This window comes from Streptomyces sp. NPDC002640 (genome assembly GCF_053592575.1).
Genome location: NZ_JBSFVZ010000025.1, coordinates 93471 through 117860, shown reverse-complemented (window position 1 = coordinate 117860; position 24390 = coordinate 93471). Strand labels below are relative to the sequence as shown.

Here is a 24390-nt window from a genome sequence, read left to right as displayed (position 1 = left end):
GGTGCACAGGGCGGGTCAGCCGGCGAGACGCACCCGCCCGGCCGTCTCGGGTCCTTCACCGCGCGCGGCGGCGGTGCCCTCACCGAAGTAGGTGGACAGGGCGGGCGCGAGACCGTCGCTGCCCGGCGCCGCCCAGGCGATGTAGCCGTCGGGCCGTACCAGCAGGGCGTCGCAGGGGAGCTCGGGCGTGGGCTCGGCGTCCACGACACGCACCACTCCGTACCGTCGCCGCCCGACCTCCTGCTCCCCGTACGCACGGCCCCGCGCGCCGAAGCGCAGCAGCAGCGGCCTTCCCGCGCGCAGCAGCCCGATCACATCGGTCCGTCTCCTCGCCGTCGTGAGACGGACGTTGCGCAGGAACGCGCCTTCCCGCGGGGGCTCGTCCGGGGTCGGCGCGGGACAGGCGGTGGCCTGCGCGCTGATCATCGACCCGAGGAAGGCGTTCTCCCCTGCCTGGGCGCCGCCTTGGGCGAAGAGCCTCACGAACAGCGAGCGCAGCGGGTCGAGTTCCGGGTCGGGCCGCATCAGGGCGAGCTGCGCCCGCGTGTGGTCGATGACCCGCTGCGCCTCGGGTCTTCGCTCCTGGTCGTACGTGTCGAGCAGCCCCTCCCCCGCGCGGCCGAGCACCGTGTAGGCGAGCTTCCACCCCAGCCCCACGGCGTCCAGCAGCCCCGTGCTGAGGCCTTGGCCGCCGATCGGGAAGTGGATGTGCGCCGCGTCCCCGGCCAGCAGGATCCGTCCCGACCGGTAGGAATCCGCGAGGCGGGAGTAGTCGCTGAACCTGCTCAGCCACCGGGGGGCGGTCATCGCGATGTCGCGGCCCGCGATCCAGCCGACCTCGCGGCGCAACTCCTCCAGGGAGGGCGGCCGGTGGCGCTCCCGGTGCGGGCCCGAGCAGTTGACGGTCCGCAGCCGGATCGTGCCGTCGGGAACGTCCTTCACGATGATCCAGCCGCGCGGCGTGCGGTGCCATCCCGGCCGCAGGGCGTCGGTCCGGTCCAGCCGGACGTCACCCGCGAGTGCGGACACGGTCGCCGGATAGGTGCGGGAGCCGATGCCGGCCTCCTCGCGCACCGGGCCCCGCGCGCCGTCCGCCCCGACCAGGTAGTCGGCCTCGCACTCCACGGGCCTCCCGTCCGGGCCCTCCACGCCGACCCGGACCCCGCCCGCTTCCTGCCGCACCCCGGTCACCCGGTATCCGCGCAGGATCCGCGCGCCGAGGGCCCGGGCACGCTGCTCGAACAGGTGCTCAAGGCGGTCCTGCGGGCACTTGAGGATCGGCTCGGGCTCCCCCGCCGGAGCCGACACGACGAGCCCGGGAATTCCCGCGAAGTGGAAGGGGCTCTGCGTCGGGGCCGCGCCGGCCTCGGCGACGCCGGCCTGCACGAGCCCGTCGAGGTGACCGCGCCGGACCAGACACTGCACCGCCCGGGCGTGCAGGGTGGTGGCCCTGGGCCGCTCGGACACCTCGGTCCCGGCTTCGACGACGAGGGTGCGTACCCCGTAGCCGGCCAACTCGCTGGCGAGGAACAGCCCCACCGGGCCGCCCCCGACGACCACCACGTGCGCCCGCATGGCGATCCCCCCTCGGAAGGCTGGCGCGCACACGCGACACCGGCCAGCTCGCTCATCTACGCGGTGAACGAAAAATATACCGGGCAGACGGTTCTTTGCAAGGGTGTGCCCGAGGGGCCGGGTGGGACCGACGTGCGAGGTCAGGCCGGTGCGACGCCGCCCTTGGAGCGTTCGGTCTTGCGTCCCTTGACGCCGGGAGCGAGGGTGCGCGGGTCGACGGCCTCGGCCGGCGCGCCGGTCGCGTACAGGCCGTCGGGTTCGGTGTCGCGGTCGTGGGGCAGCAGCCAGAAGACCCGGCGGCGGAAGGTGCCCGACGAGTGCGACGGCCGTGCCCGGGGCCCGAGTTGGGCGTACCCGATCATCCTGCCGTCACGGTGGTAGGCGGGCTTGCCACGACGGGTGGGCAGCCGGTCCAGGCTCTGCCGCACGTAGTCGAGTCCGTCGACGTCCTCCAGCCACACGAGGGCGACTTCGTGACTGATCTCGTCCTCTGCGATGAGGGCACTCATGCGTCCTCCTCATGGGCGAGCAGCCCGATGCCCGGGTAGTACTTCCGCTGGTTGGACAGGATCATCCCCTTCGGGGACGCGAGCCCCACCGCCTCGCGGACCCGCGCGGCGAAGGACCGGGACGAAAGGGGGGAGGCGCCCTCATTCTGGCACCACCCCTTGTAACGCTGGTAGAGCTGCGCCTGTTCCACCCTGAACTCCGGTGAGAGGCGGCACACTTCGGCGAGGAAGCGGCCCGTGTGGTCCTCGGTCTCGGCGTAGGCGGTGGTCGCCACCCGGACGCGCTCGGGGCCGGTGAGGTCCTTGCCGCCGGCCAGGTAGCGGCGGGAGCCGTCGATCAGCCAGTTGAGAATGCCCGGTCCCTCCTCGGTGACGAGCAGGTCGGCCAGATTGTCGATCTTGCGGTCGTCGGACACGACCCGCTCGAAGGGGATCATGCGTATGCGGCGCCAGAAGGCGAAACCGCCCGTGCCCACCTCGGGCCGGTGATTGCCCAGCAGCCACAGCTTGTGCGTCGGCTCGAAGCTGAAGAAGTCCTGCCGCATGCGTCTCGCCTTGATCCGGTCGCCACCGGTGAGCAGCTTGACCCGCGCCTCGTCGAAACGGTCGCCCGGCTTGACCTCGGAGCAGACGATGACCCGGCGGCCGTGCAGCTCGGCGAGGTCCGTCGGATGTCCTTCGTAGGGGCGGGCCATCAGGAACCCGGGGGGCGCGGCGTCGGCGTAGTCGCCGAGCAGCTTGAGCAGGACGTCCAGCAGCACGGACTTGCCGTTCTTGCCGGAGCCGAACAGGAAGGGCATGACCTGGCCACCGACGTCTCCCGTGATCGAGTAGCCCAGCAGGACATGGAGGAAGTCGATCATCTCCTCGCCCTCGGCGTTCTCGCCGAAGGTGTCGGTGAGGAACCGGAGCCAGCGGGGCGTGGGCATCTGCCGCGGGCTGACGGTGGTGGAGCGGGAGTGGAAGTCCATCTCCGGGGATGCGGGCCGCACCCGCCCCGTGCGCATGTCGACGATGCCGCCCGGCGTGCACAGGGCGTACGGGTCCGCGTCCAGCAGGGCCGCGTTGAGGACCATGCCGGGGGCCGATCTCGCCTGGACGAGCATGGAGTTCATGCCGGAGGTGCTCAACGCCCGGCGCCGGTGCTGCTGCAGGGCCTGCGTGGTGTACACCCCGCGGGGGTCGTTGGTGGCGATGTTCTCGGCCAGGTCGCCGGCGGCCCACATCACCGTGTCCTCCTCGTCGATCTGCCAGCGCGTGGAGTCCCACCGGTACCAGCCGAGGCCGGGGACGTGCCGGTAGTCGTTGGCGTAGAGCTTGACGAACAGTTTGGCGTTGCCGCGATCGCTGAGGGTGTCGGGTAGCAGTCCCGCCGCCGTCGCGTGTTCAGGTCGCGGGCCGGGATCCGCAGCCTCCTGCGGCCCTTGGCCCTGAGCGTGGGCGTTGTTGGCGTACGCCACGATCTGGGCGGCCACGGCACGGGGGTCGAAAAGCCCCTCGCCGGGGTCGATGGTCACACATACCCCCCGAAGCACAGCGCTGGGCACTGCGTCACGAGCAGGGACCGCGGCCGCACCCGGAGCAGGGCCAGCGGACCACGCCCGGACCCCCGTGAGTCCATGCGCCGGAACTGCGGCCCATCGGCCATGTGTTCTCCCAACAGCGACCGAAGCGACCCACTGATGCACACACACTAGCGAGTTTCGATCACGGGGCGTAGAGCTCTGAAAAAAACCGTCCGGTTTGTCAACGCCGCGGAAAGTTGGCGTCCGTAGCTGCCGACGAACTTCGGTAGCTCCGTCGACGCGCCGCGAATGCGCAGGTCGGAGGGGGTGTGCTCGAACATCAGCGACCGAAGCGACTCGGCTTGGGAGTATACGACGCTCTCCTGCGTGCGCCTGTGCGTCATAGATAGGAACCTTCGGTCGCTTCGGTCGCTGATCGCCTGACACGCGTCTGTGAACTGCGTTTTTTCCCGCAGCGGCGGCAGCGACCGACGGTCGGTCGGTCGCTGCCCGGGCCGCGAACCGGGAGTGCCGTCGGTTTCCGCTTTCTTTTTCTTCCCTCCGTGTTCACGTGCGGCAGGGCGCCGCACTACCGTGTGCGCCCGTTCGGTGGTTAGGTCGCTTCGGTCGCTTCGGTCGCTGCAAGGAGAACCCGCATGCCTGATGAGCTGCACTCTTCCGACAGCGACTCAAGCGCCGCGGCCTCCCGGAGCCCCGCGCCCGCACCTGTCGCCCTCGCCCGCTGGTGCGCCGACCAGGGCTGGCCGGTCCTCCCGCTCGCGCCGGGCCAGAAGACCCCGGCGGCGAACTGCGAGGCCTGCCGTGGGGCGGGCCACACCTTCGACGACTGCTCCTGCTCGGCGGCCGGTCGCTGGTGCCACGGCTTCCACGCGGCGACGCTCGACCTCGAACGGATAGGGCAGTGGTGGTCCGTCAACCCTCGCTTCGGAGTGGGTGTCGCCTGCGGCCCCGCGGAGCTCGTCGTCATCGACATCGACGCCCACCCGGGCCGGGAGCTGCCGCCCCGGGACCGGGTCCTGCCGGGGATCGAGATCAGCGACCGCGTGGACCTGGCCGGCGTGCGCACCGGCTTCCACACGCTCGCGGTCCTCGCCGCGCTGGCGGGCCGGGAGAGCCCGGCCGAGGACACGGCGACGCTGCGGGTGAGAACCCCGTCGGGCGGGATGCACGTCTGGTACCAGGTCCCCGACGGCCGCCGCTGGCAGTGCTCCACCGGCTCGACCGCGGGACGTGCCCTGGCCTGGCAGGTCGACGTCCGCGCCCACGGCGGGTACATCGTCGCACCGGGCACGACCACGCGCGCGGGCACATACACCGCCATCGGCGAGGCTCGCCGTCCCGCGCCGCTTCCCGCCTGGCTGGCCGCCGAGTTGGCCCGCACCGGCCACGCCCCCACTCCCCCGCCGCCTGCTCCGCGCCCGGTGCCGCCCCGGGCGCGGCAGGCCGTGGTGGAGGCGGGCGGCGGCCGTGACCGGGCGGGGCGACTGCTGGCGCACTGCCTCGCCGAGGTCGCGGCGTGCGGCGCGGTCCCCGAGGGCGCCGGTTTCACGGACAAGCTGAACCGCGCGGCGTTCACGGTGGGCGGCCTGGTAGCCGGCGGCCACGTCCCGCAGGAGGCAGCGGAGGAGGCGCTCCTGCGCACCGCGGAGCTGGCCCGGCCGGGGCAAGGACGGCGGGCGGCCCAGATCATCCGCAACGGCCTGGCCGCGGGAGCCCGGCGCCCCCTGTACCTCAACGGGTGAGTCGTCCCCTTCTCCTCCATTACCGGGTAATAACCGGGCGGCGGGTCAAGTGACCAACCGCAACCGTTGAACGCCTCGTCGGGTGAGTGGCATCCGCGTGTTGCATGCCAGGTCGTAGGCCGCAAGGCCGATCCTCTTGCCTGAGACCTTCGTGCCCCGGCATGGAGTGCTCACCGCTGGCTTGGGCGCCCGGGTCCCGGCGGCGGCACGAGCCAGCAGCACGGCAGTGGTCATTACCGGGTAATAACCGGGGTGCCGCGTACGGCCGCCGCCGGGTCAGGGGGAGCGACCATTACCGGGTAATAGTCGAGCGGCCTCGCGGCGGGGGCTTGAGGAGACGGGGGGTGCCATCCGGTGGAGACGGAGGCGGTGCGAGGCGGGTCGGCTATTACCCGGTAATGAAGTGGCCGAGCCAGTACCTCTCCCCCGGCCCCCGGTGTGCCCGCCCTCGACGGGCGCACCACGGTGCGCGTCATTACCGGGTAATAGCCGGGGCCTCTCCCCCGCCCCCGCTGTCCTCTCGTGCAGGGCTTGATGGTTGTTGGTGATTCCAGGAGTGGGAGGGCTCGTTCGGGCGACAGTCCCGTGCCGCTTCAGGGGGCGCGAGGGACGAGTAGGAAGTTCCTGACGGGCGGACGGGAACCGAACGTCGCCCCCAGGCGTGGATCATGTGGGCTCGTCGGAGGCCCGTTTTCCGTCGGGGCCTTCTCCCGGCCGAGGGAGTGGCGAGGTGTTGAGCAGTGCGACAGCCGTGCCGGGCAGGGAGGCTCGGGGGAGGCTCAGGATCGGGAAGGTGCTGCTTCGCGTCCTTCTCTGTGTCGTCCTGTATCCGTTCATCGGCGCGATGGCGTGGGTGGGGATCATCGAGAGTCTCGGGGTCCCTCTGACCTCGCCGTCGGAACTCGAGGCGGCCCGGATATCGATCACGATCACGGGCGTGCCTTCTGTGCTCCTGATGGTCGTCGCCGGGCTTGCTCATCAGCGGATGAACGACGCTCGGTTCCGGGCGATCCTGACGGTTCCGATGCTCATGTGCGGGTTCCTGTACATCGGCGCTGGCACGGGTGAGGTACTCCAGTTCGGTCTGCTGGCGCAGCTCGTCTATGTGTGGGTGGCGCCCGTCCGGCTGATCCGGGAGTCCGACCGGGTGGCCGGCTCTTGAGCCGATGGATTCCGCTCCTCGCGCCCGGCCGGGCCGTCATTACCGGGTAATAACGGGCGCTGCGTCATTACCCGGTAATCGTCGGGGCCACGTCATCCCCCGACCGGGGCCGAGGCCCTGCTGACACACCCTCACGGGTGAAAACTGACCAACCCAACGCGTCGGTGCCACACACCCCCCGGAAGCGTTAGTAAGGTATCCCCCATGAGTTCGCCAGCCACGTCCGACCGCGAAAAGGTCGTCTCCAAGCTGCCGGGATGGCTCCGGCAGAACCTCAAGGTCCGAGCCGCCCAGCACGGCATCGAGATCCAGAAGGCCGTCGAGCAGGGCATCACCCGCTGGTGCCGGCTCGCTTCCTCCCCCGACTCCATCCCCACCGCGGGCGCCGACTCGTTCGCCACCTTCCTGCCGCCCGGGCAGTGGGACGAGTTCCGGCAGATCGCCGCCCAGCGCGGCGTCTCCCTCGCTCAGGGTCTCGCCCAGTCCGTGCAGTTGTGGCTCGACGCGAACCCGGCGCCGGAGATCGAACGGCCCGCCGTCACGCGACGGATCATCGTCTGCAACCAGAAGGGCGGCGTCGGCAAGACCGCCATCACCGCCGGACTCGGCGAGGCCCTCGCGGAGTCCGCCGACCGGCTGCACCCCGTCCGCGTCGCCAAGCAGTTGCTGAAGGCGCTGCGCGCCGCCGGGCAGAGCGAGGAGCAGGAGGCCGACGGCGGCCGCCCTGCCCCCGATCCGCTGGAGATCGAGAACCTTCCCGGTCCCGGACTGCGCGTGCTGCTGGTGGACTTCGACCCCCAGTGCCACCTCACCAATCAGCTCGGCGGCTCTCCCCTGCCGATGGACGGCGACAGCCTCACCAACCACATGGGCGGCAACCCTCAGGGTGACCTGCGGGACCTGATCGTCCCCATCGAGCCGGAGACCTTCGGCGACCGGCTCCACCTGCTGCCCGCCTGCAACGACGCCTTCCTGCTCGACGTCCGCCTGTCCAGCGTGCGTGCCCGCGAGGCGGCGCTCGAGCGGGCGTTGCTGCCCATCGAGGACGACTACGACGTCATCCTCGTCGACTGCCCGCCCAGCCTCGGCCTCAGCATGGACGCGGCCGTCTACTACGGCCGCCGGCGCGAGGGCGAGGAGGCCGGCCGGTCCGGTGCGCTGATCGTCGTTCAGGCCGAGGACAGCTCCGCCGACGCCTACGACCTGCTCACCACCCAGATCGAGGACCTCCGCAGCGACCTCGCCCTCGACATCGACTACCTCGGCATCGTCGTCAACCTCTACGACGGCCGCCGCGGCTTCATCGCCACGTCGTCGCTCCAGGGATGGGTCGACATAAAGGACCCGCGGGTCGTCGGCCTCATCGGGGACCGTAAAGAACAGAAGGAAGCGGTCCGTGTGAAGCGCCCCCTGCTCTCCTACGCCCCCAGCTGCGACCAGTCCGTCAGCATGCGTGCGCTGGCACGGGAGGTGGCATGAGCAACAAGGCCAAGGCGCTCGGGGCCGGGCGGTTCGGCAGCAGCGCGGCCGCCCCGGTCAGCGCCCGCCGCCAGGCGGTCGCCGCCGCCACCGGTGTCCCCACGGCCGGGATCGCTCCTCCCACCCAGCTGCCCGTCGACCGGATCAGCCCCAACCCGGACAACCCCCGCTCCAGCCTGGGCGACCTCGCCGAACTCGCCGGAAGCCTCAAGGAACACGGGCAGAAGCAGGCCATCACGGTCATGAACCGTGACGCCTACATCAAGGCCAACCCCGGCAAGGCGACCGACCTCGAGCCCAACGCCACGCATGTCGTCGTCGACGGCAGCAGCCGTCTGGCCGCCGCCCGCGAATGCGGGCTCACCCACCTCAAGGTGTGGGTGGACGACGAGCAGGGCGCCGACTCAGAGGAGATCCTCGAGTCCGCGCTCGTCGCGAACATCCACCGCAAGGCCCTGCCGGAGCTCGACGAGGCGCGGGCCCTGCAGCGGCTGCTGCACATCCACGGCTCACAGGCGGCCCTGGCCAAGCGGCTCCACAAGTCGCAGGGCTGGATCTCCCAGCGTCTGGCCCTCCTCAACCTGACGCCCGAACTGCGGGCGAAGATCGGGCAGGAACCCATCAAGTTCCTGCGGGCCGTCGGCAACCGGCCCCAGGGGGAACAGGCCGCGGCCCTGGAGGAACTGAAGCGCAGGGCGGTGGGGGAGAGGCCCGCCACCGGCGACACCGGCAGCACCGTCGCCCCCGCCACCAGTGCCGCCCCTGCCGCGGCTCCGGTGGCGGCGGAATCGGGTGCCACGGCGACGGAGGCTCCGGGTACGCCCGTCGGGGACGCGCCTGGCGGGTCACCGCGGCAGGACGGCGTCGAGAGTCATTACCCGGTAATAGCTTCCACCGTGTCGCGGGCCGAGGACACCGATTCCCCGGAGGAGGCGGTCGTCGGCCGGGAGGACGCGGTCGCCGCCCCGGCGGACGCCGTCGCCGCCCCGGAGCAGGCCGAGGGCATCCCCGAGCCGCGCTCCGGCCCGTCCGAGGCGGACGACCAGGAGCGGGCGGGGGAGCAGGAGGAACAGGAACAGCTGAGGCGGCTGCCCTACGACGACCCCTTCTACGTCGCGGGACACCTGCGCCGGCGCATGGAGCCTCACCACCGGGCACGGCTCGTCCGGTTCCTCCTCGACGACCTGAAGGAGGACGACCGGCGGCAGTACACCGAGGTCCTGGAGACGGCCGCCGACCCCACGGCCTGACCCGGCTGCGACGCGTGCCCGGTCAGGCCCGGGGCTGCGGCCCGGCCGCCGGGCATGGCGGCCGGGCCGGGGGAGGGGGAGCGGGTCAGCCGGCCGCCAAGACGACGGTGGCGCCGGTGTCGGCGTACCTGATCTCCTCGTACACCGCTGCCCCGCGCTCCGGGGAGAGGTCCAGGGAGCCGAGGACCGAGGGCACGGAGATGGAGGGCAGGAGGTGACGCAGAAGGTCGGACGTCCTGCTCTGCAGATCCTGATGGTCGCTCATGACCTGCGACATCGACTGGATGCCGGCGAAGGTCCCGACGATGACGTCGGCGGTGAGGAAGGGCTCGACATGGGGGAGGAGTTCCCCCTGGGCCTTGCCTGCTTCCAGCAGCGTCCGGCAGATTTCGCTCCAGCGCCGGAAGGGGCCGCTGCGGTCCAGTCCCTCGGCCTGCTGGTCCAGACTCAGACGCACGCCCGCGCGGACCATGGGGTCGGTCTGCAGGCGGTAGGCGTGCAGGAGGACGACGTCGCTGAGTTCCTGCAGCTTGCAGGCACGCTCCGGAACCGCGAACTGCTGGTCCTGTGCGTGGAGGACCGCCTGGGCGAGTTGCTCCTTCGACCCGAAGTGGAAGTACAGAGCGCCCTTGGTCACGTCGGCGGTGCTGAGGATCTCCGCGATGGTCGCGGCCTGGTAGCCACGCTCCTCGAAGACCTGCGCCGCAGCCGCGACGATCCTCCTGCGGGTACGGATGGCCCGTTCCTGCGTCATCCCTTCATCCCTGCTTCCTGCTGCTGGTGCCGTGGGCGGACAGGACGCCCGCCCGGGACGCAAAAAAACCGCCCAGTCTGTATCTTAGAGGGCGGAGGATCCGGGGCAGGTGCCCGTTTTACCTGGTGTTTGCCGGAGACATGTGCACGGCCGGGCTGAAGAGGCGTCGAGAAATGTCTGAGGCCGGCTCCTGGGCCGGCCGTTCGGGGGTGGGGAAGACCACGGTGGGCGAGTGCGGGCGGGCGTGCCGAGCGTTCTCACCCGCGCGGGCGCCGCGCCGTCGGAGGTGCGCTGCCGGAAGGTGCGCTGCGCGGGCGGAGACGCACTCCGCCCGCGACGCTGCCGTCGGGATCAGGTCGCGGGCAGGGCCGTCACGACGCAGGTGAACACGGTTTCGTCCTGCTGACGGCCGACGATCCGGACGACGGCGGGGGCGTCGGGCCCGCCCACGGACTCCGGCTCGGCCTCGATCACGCACGGCAGGTCGAGTTCGACGTACTTCTTGAAGTCGCAGGCCATGGTGAGGGGCAGGAGCGAGCGGGCTCCCAGGGCCGCGGTCGCCCCCTGGCGGGCAGCCTCGAGCAGCAGCATGCCGGGAACGTGGTCGAGCTGGTGGTCGAAGAGGACCGGGTGGCGGGTGTCGACCCGCAACTGCCAGAGGTTCGGGGCAGCGGTGGGGGAGAGGACCACGTCGGACGGGGAGAGGCGGCCCACGCTCTGCGGTGCCACCGGAGCGGTCAGGGCGAGGGGGCGGTACCCGGGGTCGAGGACGCGCTCAGGACGCAGTCGCCGGTAGACGGCCGGAGCGACGCACGTGAAGGAGAACCGGCCGGAGGCTGCGCGCCGGCCGCCCCGCAGCACGGTCGTCGTGTAGCGCAGCGCGCTCAACCGTCTTCCTCGTCTGACAGCCGCGCAGGTCACCTCCAGTTCCAGTTCGGCGGGCGCCGGGCCGATGAGCAGGTGCTCGGGGTGCACCGTCAGCGCGAGGTCCTCCATCAGGAACTGGTGGCCGAAGGGGACGCCGAACTCGGCGTGCGCGAGCAGGGAACCGACCTGACGGATCGTTTCGGCGGCGATCAGCGGGTCGTGGTGTCCGCCTTCCGTCGGCGTGAAGAAGCTGTGACCCCTCGGCCACTGGGCGGTCATCCGGAAATTGGTGTCGTCCAGGCGCTCCCAGCCAGTGAGCATGACCTCGGCGACTGCTGCGCGGTGCACCAGTTCCCTGGGAACGGTGCTGGTCAGCGTCCTGGGCGCGGCCTGCGGGGCGGGCCGGCGGATCAGAGTGTTGCCGGGCTGGATGGTGCTCACGGTCATCGCTCCCCCTGACGAGTCGAAAGACGCGGTGTGCAGGAACTCAAAAGATAGAGACCAGTCGGTTTTATTTCTAGGGGAATCAGACCTTCCTCTTAGGACGGCCGGGTCCGTCCTCCAGCGGAACGGGTGACGCCGCTCGAGCGGTGCTCCGGCCTCCCTGTGGCGCGGCGGCCCACCCTGACCGAGGGCGAGAGGAGAGCGGACGTGGACCAACCGCAGGTCACCCCCCTGGCATGGCGCGTCGACCGGGGCCGACCGGACCAGGACGAACTGGCCGCACTGGCCGTCGTGTTGCACGCGCTGGCCGGACGGAAGGCGGCGGGGACCGAAGTCGCCCCTCTCGCACCCCGCACCCCGCGGTGGTGCCGGCAGCGTGAACCCGCCGCGCCGTACAGCGCCCCGGGCAGCTGGCGCTGACCGCCGCCCGCCCCTCCGTCCCGCCGCAACCCCACCACCCCCCGGGCATGCCTCCGGGAGGCGGGGAGAGCGGCAGACGATCACTAGAAACCGCATATGCGGTTTGTTAATCTTTGCGGCGCGGGCCGCCACGCCCGCCGAGGGTGAGTCGCCACGGGGCCGTACCCCCCGGACACGGCCGGCCCGTCGACGACAGACGCGGCAGGGGCGGCGCCGGGTGCCCCGCGTGCCGCCGAGGACCAGCGCACCCGCCAGGAGACGACTGATGGTCAAGCAGGAGCGGGCGCTGCGCACCCGGCGGGCGCTGATCCGCGCCGGGGCGCAGGCGTTCGCCGACGAAGGGTTCACGGCCGCCTCGCTGACGGCGATCAGCCGTGCGGCGGGGGTCAGCAACGGCGCCCTGCACTTCCACTTCGAGAACAAGATGGCCCTGGCCCGGGCCGTGGAGGAGGAGGCGCTGGCCGCGCTGCGCCACGTCGTCCAGGAGGCGCTCGAGCGCGAGACCACAGCACTGTCCGCCCTGGTCAGGGCCACGCACGGCTTGGTCGGCCGGATCGCCGAGGACGCCGTCGCACGGGCCGGCTTCGGGCTGTGCGACGACCTCGGCCGCCACGAGGGGGTCTGCCCCCGGCGGGAGTGGCAGCGCTGGGTCGAGGAGACCGTGCGACGCGCGGAACGGGACGGATGGCTCAGCGCGGGCGTGGCGGCCTCCGACGCCGCCGCGGCGGTGGTGGCCGCGACGGTGGGCCTCGAGGTGCTGGGGAGCCATGACCGGACCTGGTGGTCGAAGGAGCGGGTCACGGGGTTCTGGCGGCTGCTCCTGCCGCGCCTGACGGCCCGTCACGCGTCGGTCGACGCCACCGGCGGCGGGTGAGCACGCCCGCACAGCGCGCCCACCTCCATAAACAAACAGCTTGGTCGGTTTCATATTGACAAACCGACCGAGCTGTTTTTTAGTTGTTCCCGTCAGAAGCGGCAGGGGCAGGTACCAACTCGCGCAAGAAACAGGGGAGACGGCATGGACATCGACGTTCTGGGAGCGCTGAACGTCAGGGAGAACGGCGTCTCGGTGACTCCGACGGCTCCCAAGCCGCGCCAGCTCCTCGCGCTGCTCTCGCTGCGGGCGGACCACGTCGTGCCGGTCGGGACGCTGATCGAGGAACTCTGGGGGGAGCGGCCGCCGCGCAGCGCCCGCACCACGCTGCAGACGTACGTGCTCCAGATCCGGGAGCTGATCTCGGCCGCGCTCGAGCAGGCCCCCTGCAGGCCGGGCCGGCTCACCGCCAAGGACGTGCTGGTCACCCTGCCCGGCGGCTACCTCCTCGACACGGCCGGCGGCACCAGCGACGTCCGCGAGTTCGAGCGGCTGGCGGGCCTCGGGTATCGGGCCATGGACGCCGAGGACTACGCCGGGGCCGCACGCCACCTGCGCGAGGCCCTGTCCCGGTGGACCGGCGGCGCGCTCGCCGACGTCACCACCGGGCCGCAGCTGGAGATGGAGACGCGGCGGCTGGAGGAGACCCGGCTGTGCGCGCTCGACCAGCGCATCGAGGCTGATCTGAGACTGGGCCGCCACCGCGAGCTCCTGGGCGAGCTCACCGTCCTGGTCAACCGCTACCGCACCCACGAGAACCTGCACGGCCAGTTCATGCTCGCCCTGCACCGCTCCGGCCGGCGCAGCGAGGCACTGGAGGTCTACCAGCGGCTGCGCAACGCGCTGGTGCGGGAGCTGGGTCTCGAGCCGTCCGCCGCGCTGCGCCGGATGCAGCGTTCGATCCTCATGTCGGGCCCCGAGCCCACGCCCGTCGGCGCCACCGCCGGCCGCGAGCGGCTCAGCCGGGCCGGCTAGGAGCCGCGCCGCCGGCGACCGCGCACCGGCCCCGGCGCACCGGCCCACGGCGTCGCCCACCGGCACCCGGCCCCCGGCACCCGGCGCACCCGCACCCGGCCCGCCCGCACCCGTTCCGCCCGCCCCGACGTGCCCGCCCGTCTCGCCTCTGGAGCCGTCCATGCAGCACCACGTCCCGACAGCCTGGCCCGAGCAGGCGGAGCCGTTCCCCGACCTGGTGACCGACCTCGTCGGCGTGCTCGCCACCGTGCTCCGGCTCAAGGCCGAGAAGATCGACCCCGACCAGACGTTCCGCTCGCTCGGGCTCGACTCCCTGCTCACCGTCGAGTTCGTCGCCACCGTCAACTCCCGGTACGGCACGACGGTGAGGCCCGACATCCTGCTGGACCACCCCACGCCGCTGGCCTTCGCCCGGCACCTGGCCCGGGAGGGCGCCTCCGCTGCCGCCCTGCCCGCGCCGTCCCACCCGGGCACCCGGCCCGCCGCCCGCACCGCCCCCGGACAGCCGGCTCCGCGGACGACGGGAAGCGTCACGGGCCCGGTGCTGGAGGCGCTCCGTGAGGAACTGGCCCGGATCCTGTGCTGCGACCCCTGGGACCTCGACACCGCCGCGCCGTTCGCGCAGCTGGGCGTCGACTCCATCCTCGGCGCGGAGTTCGTCGCCACGGTCAACGAGATCTACGGCCTGGACGAGCGCCCCGTGATGCTCTACGACCACCCCAGCCTGGCGGCGGTCGCCGCGCACGTCACCGACCTGACCACCGCGGCGGACCCGGCCGCCCGGCCCTCGGGGGTCGAGGCGCTGCTGGACGCGGTGGCCGACAACCGGATCACCATCGACGAGGCCCTCGTCCTGCTGTCGCGGGCCGGCTGAACCGGCGGAAAGACCAAGGACGATGGACGACCGAGAGATCCTCACCCGGTTCAAGACGGGCACGCTCGACCGCGCCCAGGCCGCGCGCCTGCTGAGCCGGGGCGCACCGACCGCCCTCCCGCAGCAGCCGGAAGGGCTCCGCACACCCGACGGCCTCCCCGCGCCGGACACCCTCCGCACGCCGGACGCCTTCCCCGTGCCAAACACCCTCCGCACGCCGGACGCCTTCCTTGTGCCGGACACCGCCCCCGTCCCGGACGCCCTCCGCGCTCCGGGCGGCACGGCCGCCCCCGCGCCGGAGGACGCCGCGTACCCGGCGCGGACGGCCCGCCCGGTGGGCGACCGCTTCGCGGTGATCGGCCTCGCCGGGCGCTATCCGCAGGCCCCCGACCTGGACGCGCACTGGGAGAACCTGCGCTCCGGCCGGGACACCTCGTCACCCGCCCCGTCCCGGCGTCCCGGCCCCCCGGTGCTCGACGCCCGGGCGCGCGGTCACTTCCTGGACGACGTCGACGGGTTCGACACCGAGTTCTTCGCCGTCGCCCCCGAGGACGCGGCGCTGATCGACCCTCAGGAACGCCTCTTCCTCGAGGTCGCCTGGGAGGCACTGGAGGACGCCGGCTACGCCGGGTGCCGCCTCGACGCCCTGACCGGCCCGCACGGGCAGCCCCGGGCGCTGGGCGTCTTCGTCGGCGCGACCACCTTCGACTACGCCCTGCTGGGCGCCGAGGCGTGGGCCCGCGGCCGCTGCCCGAGCCCCAGCACGGGCCACTACGGCCTGACCGGACGGCTGGTGACGCTGCTCGGCCTGACCGGGCCCGCCCAGGCCGTCGACACGGCCGAGTCCTCGGCCCTCACCGCCCTGCACCTGGCCGCCGGAGCCCTGCGGCGCGGCGAGTGCGCCGCCGCGCTCGTCGGCGGCGTCGAACTCCTGCTCCACCCGTCCCGGGGCCGTGACCTGGCGGGGGAGGGCGTCGGGGCCCTCGTGGTCAAGCCGCTGGAGGCGGCCCTCGCCGACGGCGACCAGGTGCACGCCGTGGTCCGCGCCACCGCGACCGGCTTCCCCGGCGCGCTCCCGGATCCCGCCGGAGCCCCGCCCGCGGTCCTGCACGAGACCCGGGGGACGACCACCGCCCGCATCGGCGACGCGGGCGCCGCCACCGGTCTCGCGGCCCTGACCGCCGCGGTGCTCCAGCTGCGCCACGGCCTGCTGCTGCCGCCGCACGGCAGCGGCGAGGCGGCCGCGCCGTGGCCGCGGCCGCGGGACGACCGGGGCCAGGAGGTGGCCCGCGCCGCCGTGGTCGAGGTGTCCGCCCCCGGCTGCCCGACCTCACGCGCCGTCGTCGAGGAACACCTGCCCGCGCGGCCGGAGCCGGCGTCGGGTCCCGTGCCGTGGACCGCGGGCCGGGGCGAACCGGTCGTCCTGTCGGCCGCCACGCCCGCGCACCTGCGGGCCGACGCGGCCCGGATCGCCGAGCGACTGTCCGAGGGCGAGGGCGAGGGCAAGGGCAAGGGCGAAGGCGCCACCGAGCCCGCCCTCGCCGCGGTGGCACGCGCCCTGCGGGTGGGGCGCGCCGCCCTGCCGTGCCGTCTCGCGTTCGTGGCCGACGACGTGCCGGGGCTGGCCCGTGCGCTGCGCGACTTCGCGGAGACCGGGACGCCCCCGTCGGGCGCCCACCACGCCGACCTGCGGGGCGGCGACGCCGATCCGCTCGGCCTGGGCGCCGTGCCGGAGACCCGCGACTACCTGGCCGCCCTGTGGCGCGGCGGACGCCTCGACCAGCTCCTGCGGCTGTGGCTGTCCGGCCTCGACGTCGACTGGGCGGCCCTGGAGGACGGTCCGCGCGCCCCGGGCACGCCCTGGTCGCCCCCGCCGTCCGTCTTCCTGCGCAGGCCGTACTGGCTGGACGTGCCCACCGCGTCCGCCGCCCCCGCCGGCGGCCGGACGGAGCGGCCGACGTGACCGTCCTCGACCCGCACGCCGGGCAGGCCATTTCGCCGGAGCCGGTGAAGCTGTGGTTCTGCCCCAACGACCAGCTCGCCCCGGGCGTGGCCGCCACCCTCGCCGCGCACTGGCTCGACGAACAGGAGCAGGAGACGGCCAACGGCTTCCTGTTCGAACGGGACCGGCGGCAGTACCTCGTCGCCCACGCGCTCGTCCGACGGGTCCTGGCCGTGGAGAGCGGAACACCCGAGGCGGACGCCGTCATCTGGCGGTCGCCCCGCGGGCGGCCGTTCCTGCAGAAGCCTCCCGGCGGACTGCCGCGCGGCGGCCGGGAGCTCGACTTCAACCTCTCCCACACCCACGGGCACAACCTGCTCGGCGTGGTGCGGCGGCACCGTATCGGCGTGGACGTCGAACGCCTCGACCGGGGCGACCAGGGTTTCGACGCGATCGTGGAGACCTTCGCCGAGAGCGAGCGGCGCTGGATCGCCCAGGCGCCGCCCGGCCGCCCCCGCGACCGGCGGGTGCTGCGCCTGTGGACCCTGAAGGAGGCCTACTCCAAGGCCCGCGGGCTCGGCCTCGGCCTGCCCTTCGACTCGTTCTCCTTCACCCTCGCCGACGACCGTGGGGTGACCGGCTTCATCCCGCCGGACAACGACACCGAGCGCCACTGGCGCTTCGTCGAACTGGAGCCGGCGCCCGACGTGCTGGCGGCCGTCGCGGTCCTCGCCGACCCCGACACTCCGCCCGTGCTGCAGTTGCACCACGGCTTCCCCTGGGGACGCGCCGTCCCCAGGTCGGTGGCGCTGCCCCGACCGCTGCCCGGGTAGGGGGCGACCCCAGGGGCACCGGCAAGGGATGCGGCCCCGGGGTCTGGGGTTCTCCGCCGCACGGCCGAGGACCCACGATGGGGGCGGACCTCCCCGCCGCCCCCAGGAGACGCCCGTGCCCCTGACCCTCGCGCCCACCTCCCCGGCCCGCGCGGGCGCTCCGCCCGCCGCGGGCCCCGCCGTGGCTCCCACGGGTGCTCCCTCGGGTGCCCCCGCAGGAGCTCCCGCCTCCGGTACCCCCATCGGCGCACGGGAGTTCAGGGACGCCATGGCGCTGCTCGCCGCCCCCGTCACCATCGTCACCGCCCTCGGGCCCGACGGCCGGCCCACAGGCTTCACCGCGAGCTCCGTCACCTCCGTGTCGCTCACGCCGCCGCTGATCCTCCTCGGCGTCACGCGGGGCTCCCGCAGCCACCAACCCCTGCTGGAGACCGACGAGTTCACCGTCAACGTCCTGGCCCAGCACCACGACCGGCTGGCCCGCCGGTTCGCCGGGCCCCACGCCGACCGGTTCGCCGGCGGCGAGTTCCGCGCCTGGCCGGGCGGCGGACCCCTCTACCTGCCGGACGCGCCGCTCGCCCTGCGCTGCGTCCTCGCCGACGTGCTCCCCGCCGGCGACCACGACCTGCTCCTCGCGACCCCCGTCGCGTCCCTCACCTGCGGGTCGAGCCAGGCTCTGGTCTGGTACCAGCGCGCCTTCCACACCACTCGTCACACTCTCCAGGAGGACACCGCCGACGACCTGGGAGACGCCCGTGGAGCTGATACGGCGGGGCGGTGAACTCGGCTCGCTGGAGCGACTGCTGACCGGCGCCGGGCAGGGACGGGCGGCCGCCGCCCTCGTCACCGGCAGCCCCGGCACCGGCAAGAGCGCCCTGCTGCACGCCTTCGCGGACCGGGCCGCGGCGGCCGGCGCGACGGTGCTCAGCGCCCTGGCGACCCCTGCCGAGACCGACCTGCCGCACGGTGTCGTGGGCCAGCTCCTGAGCGGCGCGGGCCTCGCCCCCGCCGGGCCCCCGACCGCCGGACCCCCGCCCACCGCGCCCCCGACCGCCGGACCTCCGACCACCGCGCCGCCCGCCGGACCGTCGCCCACCGCGCCGCACGGCCCCGCGGCGCTCCACGACGCGCTGCGCGCCCGGGCCGCCGCCGGGCCCGTCGTCCTCCTGGTCGACGACGTCCACCACGCCGACGAACCGTCCGTCCGCTGCCTGCTGTACCTGTGCGGTCGCCTGCCCGCCACCGGTGCGCTGCTGGTCCTGGCCGGGCAGCGGCCCGCCGAGCCGTCGGTGCCGCTGGCGGAACTGCTCCGGCATCCGCGCAGCACCACGGCCGTGCGCCTGGAGCCCCTTCCCGAGGACGCGGTGGCGGACTTCCTCACCTCCGCCGGGGCCGGAGTCGTGGAACCGGCGGCCGCCCGGCGGCTCGCCCGCCCCTGGCACGGTTTCACCGGCGGCAACCCGCGGCTGCTGCACGCCCTCCTCGACGACCACCGCGGCTGCGGCCCCGTCCGCCCCGCCCGGCCGGTCGCCGGCGCCGCCTTCCGCCAGGCCGTCCGCGGCTGCCTGCGGGCCGCCGGGCCGGCCGCGCACCGCACCGCGCGCGCCCTGGCCCTGCTGGCGGGCGACGCCACCCTCACCCTCCTCGCCCGCTTCCTGTCCGACTCCGAGCACAACGTGGCGCTCGCCCTGGAACTGCTGGACGCGACGGGGCTGCTCGACGCCGGGCGGCTGCGCCACGCGGGAGTACGCGCCGCGGTGCTGCAGGAGCTCACCGCCGAGGAGGACGCCCGGCTCCACGCCCGCGCCGCGGACGTCCTGCATCATCACGGTGCCCCGCCCGCGGCCGTGGCCGCCCACCTGCTGGCGGCCGCGCAGGACATCGCCGGTCCCGCACCCGTCTGGGCTCGTCCGGTGCTCACCGAGGCGGCGTCCCACGCCCTGCGCACCCACCGGCCCCATCACGCCGCGCAGTTCCTGCGCGCCGCCCACCGCGACCCCGGCGACACCCCGTCGCCCGCGTACGTGCGGGAACTGGCGCGCGCCGAATGGGAGACGGACCCCGCCGCGGTGCTGCGGCACCTGCCGGCCCTCGAGCACCACCTCGCCGCGCCGAGGAAGAAGGGGGACCCCGCCCACATCGTGACGGCGGCCGGTCTGCTGCTGTGGCACGGGCGGGCCGACGCGGCCGCCCGCGCGGCCGCGGCGCTCGGCCGCACCCCGCACGCGCAGGAACTGCAGGCCGCCCTGGCGGGCGCGCGTCCGGGCGGCGGCCCCGCCCTCGCCGTGCCCGACCTCGAGGCGGTGACCGAGCAGGTGCTGACCTCGGCGCTGCACGCGCACGCGCCCGCGCCGTCCGTGGCGGCGCTGCTGGCCACGCTCCTGCACGCCGGCCGCACCGGGAACGCCGACCGGTGGTGCGCGCAGACCACTGGCGCCGATCCCGCCCGCACCACCCCGGCCCGGCAGGCGGTGCTGGCCGCCGTGACCGCCGTCGTCCACGCCCGGACGGGCTCCTACGACACCGCGGCCCGGTCGGCGGGGCGTGCGCTGGCCCTGTTGGGCCCCGCCGCCTGGGGCGCCGCGGTGGGCGTCCCCCTGTCGGCGGCCGTCCGAGCGGCGACCGCCCTCGGAGCCCACGACGAGGCCGCGCGTCTGCTGCGGGTGCCGGTGCCGGAGCACATGTTCACCTCCTGGGCCGGGCTGTACTACCTGATGGCCCGGGGTCACCACCTGTCGGCCACGGGCAGCCACCGGGCCGCCCTCGGCGACTTCCACGCCTGCCGCGACCTGCTGGCCCTCTGGAACACGCCCCCCGACGGAGCCGCCGACTGGCGTCCCGGGGCCGCGCGGGCGCGGCGGGAGCTGGCCGCGGACGGCGCGGACACCGATCCGGCCGCCCTGCTCACCCCCGCGGAACGCCGGGTCTCCGCCCTGGCCGCCGCCGGCTGCACCAACCGGGCCATCGCGGCCCGGCTGTACGTCACGCCCAGCACGGTCGAGCAGCACCTGACCAACGTGTACCGCAAACTGTCCGTCACGTCCCGGGCGGACCTGGCCACCCTGCTGGGCGCGGGAGCCCGGCCGGCCGCCACCGCGGGCGCCTCCTAGTACTCCAACGGTGCTTATGGGCTGTGGCCTCGTCGTTTGTAGTGGCAGGTGCGGCCTGGTGTTGGCGTCGTCGGCGCCAGGTCGACCAGTGCAGGACCTGTTCGACGGGGGCGAAGTGGCGTTGGGCGAGCCGGTGGATGAGGCGGCGTATCTTGGCAAGGCTCAGGGCTATGAGCTGGGAGGATCCGTTTCTGCTTTCCCGGTGTCGAGTGCGTGGGCCCGCAGGACGGTCAGGGCGGCGTGGGCGGCCATGGCGAGGGTGATGTGGCGGTGCCAGCCGGGATAGCGGCGGACCTGGTAGTCGTCCAGGCCGCACTCCTGCTTCGCGGTCTGGAAGCATTCCTCGATCGCCCACCGGCTCCCCGCGACCCGGATGAGCTCGTCCAGCGTGGTCCCGGCGGGACAGTAGGCGATGAAGTAGGAGATCTCGTCGGGTCTGCTGATGCTGCGGCAGGCGATGACCCAGTGCCGGCGGTCGGGCCGGTGCCGGGGACGGACCTCCATCCTCGCCCAGTCGAACATCCGCTGGCCGTGCGCGCCTTTGCGAGCGCTGGGCGAGGCGGCACGGTAGCGCCACCACCCGGCGGCCGCAGAACGATCATGAGCGTCCTCCTGGCACCGGCGCACCTGACAACCCCCAGTCCGGAGAGCGTGGCGCGCCGCATCCCTCACCCCTCCGGCCCCTCCGGCAGCAGGAGTGTGCAGGTCTCCCCAGGCGCGACGGTGACGGCCCGGTCGGGCAGGGCCACACGGATGGGGAACTCCTCCGAATCGGGCACGCCGATCCCCAACTGCCCGCTGCGCAGCCGCACGCCGATGCCCCAGTGGCTGCGGTAGCGCAGTGAGAACCCGTATTCCGACAGCGCCGGAAGCGGTACGGGGTCCAGCCGCAGGGCGTCCTCCCGGGTCTCCAGCCCGGTCAGGCCGCGCTGCACCAGGTCCAGCGTTCCGGCCATGGCGCCGAGGTGGATGCCTTCGCCGGTGGTGCCGCCCTGGACGTCGGCGATGTCCTGCCGCAGGGCTTCCTGACAGTACGTCCACGCCTCCGCCCGCCGGGAGCGTGCGAGAACCCAGGCGTGCACCAGCCCGCTTAGAGTGGAGCCGTGGCTGGTGCGCCTGAGGTAGTGGTCGACGGACCTGCGCCAGACCTCGTCGTCCACGTCGTACCCGAGCCGGCGGAAGAGCCCTCGCAGCTCGGCGGGCTGGAAGAGATAACCGAGCATCAGCACATCGGCCTGCTTGGAGGCCTGGTAGCGGTTGACGGTGTCGCCCTCGGCCTCGAGGATCCGGTCCAGACGCCGAATGCTGTCATAGCGCGCCCGGTACGCGTCCCAGTCCAGCTCCGCGAGATCGCCGTAGCCGTCGAACTGGCTGATGACACCCTGGTGGAAAGGCACATGGAGTCGCCGGGAGACCTCCTCCCACACCGGGAGTTCGACGTCGTCCAGCTGGATGCGCTCGAACAGCTCAGCCCGGCGCCAGGCGGGCAGTCGCCGTACGAGATCGAGGGCACGGCTGAGAACCCAGGCGGCGCTGACGTTGGTGTACGCGTTGTCGTCCACGCCCGGCTGCTCGGCATCCGGGTAGCTGTCGTGGTACTCGTCCGGGCCGACCACACCCCTGATGCGGTAGCGGCCCAGCTCGGGATCGAACTCCGCGGTGCCCGCCCAGAAGCGGGCGATCTGCAACAGGATCTCCGCGCCCTTGGTATGCAGGTACTCGGTGTCCCCGGCGGCCTCGCAGTACTGCCACACGTTGTAGGCGATCGCGGAGCCCACGTGGTGCTGGAGACGGGAGTTGTCCGGCAGCCAACGGCCCGAACGGGGGTTGAGGTGCAGTTGCTGGCTCTCCTCACGCCCGTCGCTGCCGGACTGCCACGGGTACATGGCCCCGGTCCGGCCCACTGCGCCCGCCGCACGGCATGCCTGCGGCAGACGCCGGTGACGGTAGTCCAGCAACGCCCGCGAGACCTCCGGGAAGTGCAGGTTCATGTACGGCAGTACGAACAGCTCGTCCCAGAAGACGTGGCCCCGGTACGCCTCACCGTGCAGCCCGCGGGCCGGCACGCCCACGTCCAGTTCCGCGGTGTGCGGCGACAGGGTCTGCAGCAGGTGGAAGAGGTGCAGACGCAGGACACGGCCCGCCTCTCCAGGCACCTGGATGTCCGCCCGGTGCCAAAGCTGCGCCCAGGCCGCGGTGTGGACGCGCAGGAGCGCCGCGAAGTCCCCGGCTCTGCCCACCCGGTCGAGCGCCGCACCGAGCGGGTCGGCTATCGCCCGGTCGCGTGAGGTGTGCAGGGCCACGGTCTTTTCCACCACGGCGGGTCGGCCCGGAGCGATCGGGACCACCAGTCGGTGCACCACACGGTGGCGGGACGGACGAAGCTCGGACGACGCGGGCGCCTGCCCCACGACGACCGTACGCGCCGCCATGCCGATTCCGGTGTCGGAGTTGCTCGTCCTGCAACGCAGCCACGTGGTGTCGGTGCCCGCCTCCCCTGTTCCCACCCGGGTCAGGTGGTGCCCGTTGAGGGCCCGGTAGCGGTGGACGTTGCCGTTGGTCACGTCGCCGTCGAGGACGGACTCGATCTCGACCTCGCCCGACCACTCCTCGGTCGTGAGGACGCACCGCAGCGCGGCCAGATGGGGATCCGCCATGCTCAGCAAACGGCTTTGCTCCACGCCCACCAGGCCTGCCCTGTCGTCCCGGTAACGGAACGTGCGCGTCAGCGTGGCGCGGCGCAGGTCCAGGATGTGCCGGTGGTCGAACAGCTGCCGTCTGTCGGGAGAGAACCAGGGGCCCACCAATCCGTCGGCGGACCGGAGGCGGAAGCGCAGAAGCAGCCAGTTGGGAAGATTCACCAAGTCCTCGTTCACCACCTGACGCCCCGCGACGGTGGACTCGAGACGGTTGTAGACGCCGGCGGCGTAGGTTGCCGGGTAGTGCACGAGCCCGGCCCTGCTCTCGGGCACCGCGCCGCGAGTGGCGAAGTATCCGTTGCCGAGCGTGCACAAAGCTTCGCGCAGCTGTTCGGAGGCGGGGTGGTAGGCACCCCATTCCCAGGTCCACTCCGACATCGGTCGGCCTCGCTTCCTTGCCCCACGAGATGTGTGCGGGCATGTGACACACGCCGGTGTTCAGGCCCGTTGCGGGACGACGGCCACCGGGCACTCGGCGTGGTGCAGCAGGGCATGGGCGACCCTGCCGATCTGCAGACCGGACTGACCGTGCCGCCTGGTCGCGCCCACGACCAGCAGGTCGGCGTCGGCCGACATGTCCAGAAGGACCTTGTGGGCGGGGCCTTCACGTGCTTGGCGAAGCACGTCCACCTCTGGGTGCTCACGCACCACGCCATTCAGCGCGTCGGTGACGAGAAGGGACGCTCGTTGCTCGTGAGCGACGGCGGAGTCGTCCACCATGAGTGGACGGTTCACGTGCTTGTGGGCGGGACGCCGCCAGGCCCGCACGGCATGCAGGACACTGCCGCGTGTCTCCGCCTCGCGGAGGGCGAACCTCAGGGCGGCGGAGCCTTCGGTGGAGTCGCCGACTCCCAGCACCACCCGACCTGGGGAGCCCTGTTGGTTCCGCTCTTTCCCTCGTATCACGATGACAGGGCACACCGCGTGGGCGGCTACCGTGAGGCCGACCGATCCCAGCAGCAGCCCGGCCACCTGGCCGCGGCCGCGGGAGCCCGTGATCACGGCTGAGGCTTCGTGCGCCGCGTTCAGCAGTACGGTCTCGGCATCGTCGGGCAGGACGTCGCCCGACACCTCGACCTTCTGGTTGCGCGACCGGGCGCGTTCCGTGCCGGCCGCGATGATGCGTTCAGGCATGCCCTCGTCGTCCGGGCGGTCGGTACTGAAGGACGGACTGCTTCCCTCATAGCGCTCCCACAGGGAGCCGTGGACGAGCCGCAAGGGCAGCCCGAGGCGTGCCGCCTCGTCCACCGCCCAGTCCACGGCGCGCAAGCTGGAAGCCGATCCGTCGACACCCACGACCAGTGGGAGTTCCTCCATGGTCATGGCCGTTACCGCCTTCCTGCCCGGTCACCGGG

The 24390-nt window shown here is 73.1% G+C and carries 19 protein-coding genes and 1 pseudogene; 12 read left to right on the top strand and 8 right to left on the bottom strand.

Annotated features, from left to right (window positions below; translation table 11 throughout):
* Window positions 1-15: 15 nt before the first annotated feature.
* From ACWD3O_RS27870 to ACWD3O_RS27860, 3 genes are all read right to left on the bottom strand, one after another.
* A complete protein-coding gene (locus ACWD3O_RS27870; protein ID WP_451413749.1) occupies window positions 16-1575 on the bottom strand; it encodes an FAD-dependent monooxygenase in 1560 nt (519 codons plus the stop codon).
* 140 nt (window positions 1576-1715) lie between these two features.
* Entirely contained in the window at window positions 1716-2084 is a 369-nt protein-coding gene (locus ACWD3O_RS27865; RefSeq protein ID WP_356137361.1) for a DUF6009 family protein, read from the bottom strand.
* On the bottom strand, window positions 2081-3601 hold the full coding sequence (locus tag ACWD3O_RS27860; protein ID WP_451413750.1) for a DNA primase family protein: 1521 nt from the start codon (window positions 3599-3601) through the stop codon (window positions 2081-2083). Before ACWD3O_RS27860 ends, ACWD3O_RS27865 begins: the two co-directional genes overlap by 4 nt.
* A gap of 644 nt (window positions 3602-4245) precedes the next feature.
* Here ACWD3O_RS27860 and ACWD3O_RS27855 point away from each other — a divergent pair.
* The 4 genes from ACWD3O_RS27855 to ACWD3O_RS27840 all read left to right on the top strand — a co-directional run bounded on the left by ACWD3O_RS27855 (window position 4246) and on the right by ACWD3O_RS27840 (window position 9243).
* Window positions 4246-5352 carry a bifunctional DNA primase/polymerase gene (locus tag ACWD3O_RS27855; protein WP_451413751.1) on the top strand — a complete coding sequence of 369 codons (1107 nt, stop codon included), beginning with the start codon at window positions 4246-4248 and terminating at the stop codon, window positions 5350-5352.
* A 733-nt stretch (window positions 5353-6085) separates the two neighbouring features.
* Entirely contained in the window at window positions 6086-6514 is a 429-nt protein-coding gene (locus tag ACWD3O_RS27850) for a hypothetical protein (protein WP_451417778.1), read from the top strand.
* Between the two features lie 204 nt (window positions 6515-6718).
* Window positions 6719-7993, top strand: a complete 1275-nt coding sequence (locus ACWD3O_RS27845) for an AAA family ATPase (protein WP_451413757.1) — start codon at window positions 6719-6721, stop codon at window positions 7991-7993.
* Window positions 7990-9243: a ParB/RepB/Spo0J family partition protein gene (locus ACWD3O_RS27840; RefSeq protein ID WP_451417777.1), complete on the top strand. Its 1254-nt coding sequence runs from the start codon at window positions 7990-7992 to the stop codon at window positions 9241-9243. The genes ACWD3O_RS27845 and ACWD3O_RS27840 overlap by 4 nt, the downstream gene beginning before the upstream one ends.
* Before the next feature lie 85 nt (window positions 9244-9328).
* Here ACWD3O_RS27840 and ACWD3O_RS27835 read toward each other — a convergent pair whose 3' ends face one another.
* Complete coding sequence (locus tag ACWD3O_RS27835) at window positions 9329-9997, bottom strand: ScbR family autoregulator-binding transcription factor (protein ID WP_451417776.1); 669 nt, start codon at window positions 9995-9997, stop codon at window positions 9329-9331.
* A 351-nt stretch (window positions 9998-10348) separates the two neighbouring features.
* Entirely contained in the window at window positions 10349-11311 is a 963-nt protein-coding gene (locus ACWD3O_RS27830) for a ScbA/BarX family gamma-butyrolactone biosynthesis protein (RefSeq protein WP_451417775.1), read from the bottom strand.
* A gap of 204 nt (window positions 11312-11515) precedes the next feature.
* On the opposite strand from ACWD3O_RS27830, the gene ACWD3O_RS27825 reads away from it, so the two are divergent.
* The 8 genes from ACWD3O_RS27825 (at window position 11516) to ACWD3O_RS27790 (ending at window position 20336) form a co-directional block, all read left to right on the top strand.
* Window positions 11516-11728, top strand: coding sequence for an acyl-CoA carboxylase epsilon subunit (locus ACWD3O_RS27825; RefSeq protein ID WP_451417774.1), 213 nt, complete (start codon window positions 11516-11518; stop codon window positions 11726-11728).
* Between the two features lie 265 nt (window positions 11729-11993).
* Entirely contained in the window at window positions 11994-12602 is a 609-nt protein-coding gene (locus ACWD3O_RS27820; protein ID WP_451417773.1) for a ScbR family autoregulator-binding transcription factor, read from the top strand.
* 144 nt (window positions 12603-12746) lie between these two features.
* The gene (locus ACWD3O_RS27815; protein WP_451417772.1) at window positions 12747-13577 is read left to right on the top strand and encodes an AfsR/SARP family transcriptional regulator; all 831 of its coding nucleotides are present in this window, start codon (window positions 12747-12749) and stop codon (window positions 13575-13577) included.
* 160 nt (window positions 13578-13737) lie between these two features.
* The gene (locus tag ACWD3O_RS27810; RefSeq protein WP_451413764.1) at window positions 13738-14451 is read left to right on the top strand and encodes an acyl carrier protein; all 714 of its coding nucleotides are present in this window, start codon (window positions 13738-13740) and stop codon (window positions 14449-14451) included.
* Window positions 14452-14473: 22 nt separating this feature from the next.
* Window positions 14474-16414, top strand: a complete 1941-nt coding sequence (locus ACWD3O_RS27805; RefSeq protein WP_451417771.1) for a beta-ketoacyl [acyl carrier protein] synthase domain-containing protein — start codon at window positions 14474-14476, stop codon at window positions 16412-16414.
* Entirely contained in the window at window positions 16411-17226 is an 816-nt protein-coding gene (locus ACWD3O_RS27800; protein ID WP_451417770.1) for a 4'-phosphopantetheinyl transferase family protein, read from the top strand. Before ACWD3O_RS27805 ends, ACWD3O_RS27800 begins: the two co-directional genes overlap by 4 nt.
* Window positions 17227-17341: 115 nt before the next feature.
* Entirely contained in the window at window positions 17342-18007 is a 666-nt protein-coding gene (locus tag ACWD3O_RS27795) for a flavin reductase family protein (RefSeq protein WP_451417769.1), read from the top strand.
* Complete coding sequence (locus ACWD3O_RS27790; protein WP_451417768.1) at window positions 17982-20336, top strand: AAA family ATPase; 2355 nt, start codon at window positions 17982-17984, stop codon at window positions 20334-20336. The genes ACWD3O_RS27795 and ACWD3O_RS27790 overlap by 26 nt, the downstream gene beginning before the upstream one ends.
* A gap of 168 nt (window positions 20337-20504) precedes the next feature.
* Here the strand turns inward: ACWD3O_RS27790 and ACWD3O_RS27785 are convergent.
* The 3 genes and pseudogenes from ACWD3O_RS27785 to ACWD3O_RS27775 all read right to left on the bottom strand — a co-directional run.
* Window positions 20505-20882, bottom strand: a pseudogene (locus ACWD3O_RS27785) (IS701 family transposase); the annotation flags it as partial.
* A 122-nt stretch (window positions 20883-21004) separates the two neighbouring features.
* Window positions 21005-23413, bottom strand: coding sequence for a glycoside hydrolase family 65 protein (locus tag ACWD3O_RS27780; RefSeq protein ID WP_451417767.1), 2409 nt, complete (start codon window positions 23411-23413; stop codon window positions 21005-21007).
* Between the two features lie 60 nt (window positions 23414-23473).
* Window positions 23474-24358, bottom strand: a complete 885-nt coding sequence (locus tag ACWD3O_RS27775) for a universal stress protein (RefSeq protein WP_451417766.1) — start codon at window positions 24356-24358, stop codon at window positions 23474-23476.
* Window positions 24359-24390 lie beyond the last annotated feature (32 nt).

What these genes read in the sequence shown, in the direction of transcription:
- ACWD3O_RS27855 (WP_451413751.1), top strand. Translation starts at nt 4,246, where the DNA reads ATGCCTGATGAGCTGCACTCTTCCGACAGCGACTCAAGCGCCGCGGCC.
- ACWD3O_RS27870 (WP_451413749.1), bottom strand. Translation starts at nt 1,575, where the DNA reads ATGCGGGCGCACGTGGTGGTCGTCGGGGGCGGCCCGGTGGGGCTGTTC.
- ACWD3O_RS27820 (WP_451417773.1), top strand. Translation starts at nt 11,994, where the DNA reads ATGGTCAAGCAGGAGCGGGCGCTGCGCACCCGGCGGGCGCTGATCCGC.
- ACWD3O_RS27835 (WP_451417776.1), bottom strand. Translation starts at nt 9,997, where the DNA reads ATGACGCAGGAACGGGCCATCCGTACCCGCAGGAGGATCGTCGCGGCT.
- ACWD3O_RS27815 (WP_451417772.1), top strand. Translation starts at nt 12,747, where the DNA reads ATGGACATCGACGTTCTGGGAGCGCTGAACGTCAGGGAGAACGGCGTC.
- ACWD3O_RS27865 (WP_356137361.1), bottom strand. Translation starts at nt 2,084, where the DNA reads ATGAGTGCCCTCATCGCAGAGGACGAGATCAGTCACGAAGTCGCCCTC.
- ACWD3O_RS27840 (WP_451417777.1), top strand. Translation starts at nt 7,990, where the DNA reads ATGAGCAACAAGGCCAAGGCGCTCGGGGCCGGGCGGTTCGGCAGCAGC.
- ACWD3O_RS27805 (WP_451417771.1), top strand. Translation starts at nt 14,474, where the DNA reads ATGGACGACCGAGAGATCCTCACCCGGTTCAAGACGGGCACGCTCGAC.
- ACWD3O_RS27780 (WP_451417767.1), bottom strand. Translation starts at nt 23,413, where the DNA reads ATGTCGGAGTGGACCTGGGAATGGGGTGCCTACCACCCCGCCTCCGAA.
- ACWD3O_RS27810 (WP_451413764.1), top strand. Translation starts at nt 13,738, where the DNA reads ATGCAGCACCACGTCCCGACAGCCTGGCCCGAGCAGGCGGAGCCGTTC.
- ACWD3O_RS27775 (WP_451417766.1), bottom strand. Translation starts at nt 24,358, where the DNA reads ATGACCATGGAGGAACTCCCACTGGTCGTGGGTGTCGACGGATCGGCT.
- ACWD3O_RS27830 (WP_451417775.1), bottom strand. Translation starts at nt 11,311, where the DNA reads ATGACCGTGAGCACCATCCAGCCCGGCAACACTCTGATCCGCCGGCCC.
- ACWD3O_RS27845 (WP_451413757.1), top strand. Translation starts at nt 6,719, where the DNA reads ATGAGTTCGCCAGCCACGTCCGACCGCGAAAAGGTCGTCTCCAAGCTG.